The 422-nt window shown below is 60.2% G+C and carries 1 protein-coding gene and 1 pseudogene; both read right to left on the reverse strand.

The features are described 5' to 3' along the window. Positions 1-84, reverse strand: a pseudogene (locus K7H22_RS20205) (type II toxin-antitoxin system YhaV family toxin); the annotation flags it as partial. Next, a partial coding sequence (locus K7H22_RS20000) for a type II toxin-antitoxin system PrlF family antitoxin (protein WP_230802561.1) occupies positions 81-422 on the reverse strand: 342 nt, incomplete at its 5' end. The gene K7H22_RS20000 and the pseudogene K7H22_RS20205, both read right to left, overlap by 4 nt.

Raw genomic sequence — 422 nt, forward strand, 5'->3', positions numbered from 1 at the left:
CTGGTCCAGAAAGAGCGGATGCGCATAAATCGACCATCCGTTTACGACGAGTGGCGCTTGGGCGGGCACGCTATCGCCGCTCATTCATCCTCGAGCGATAGCGGCGCATCGAGATCGACGTCCACGTCTCCGACCAGTGCTGCAAGACGGTCATGCAAAGCCCCATCGAACGCCCGAATGCGGTCCGGATGCGCCTTGATATCGGCCTCGACAAAATCGAGAAACGCTCCGAGCACGGGATCTTCCTCGTCGCTGCGCACGGGCTCGATATAGACCCTGCCACTCGGCTCGGTACAGTAGCGAATCTGGTCGCCCTTGCCCAGCTTGAGCTGCTTGCGCACACCGGCCGGCACGGTCGTCTGATACCGATCCGTGAGTTTCGAGACATCTTGTGCGAGCGCTGTCATGGCAGTCTCCTGAAA

Source organism: Seohaeicola saemankumensis (genome assembly GCF_021021435.1).
Lineage (GTDB): Bacteria > Pseudomonadota > Alphaproteobacteria > Rhodobacterales > Rhodobacteraceae > Seohaeicola.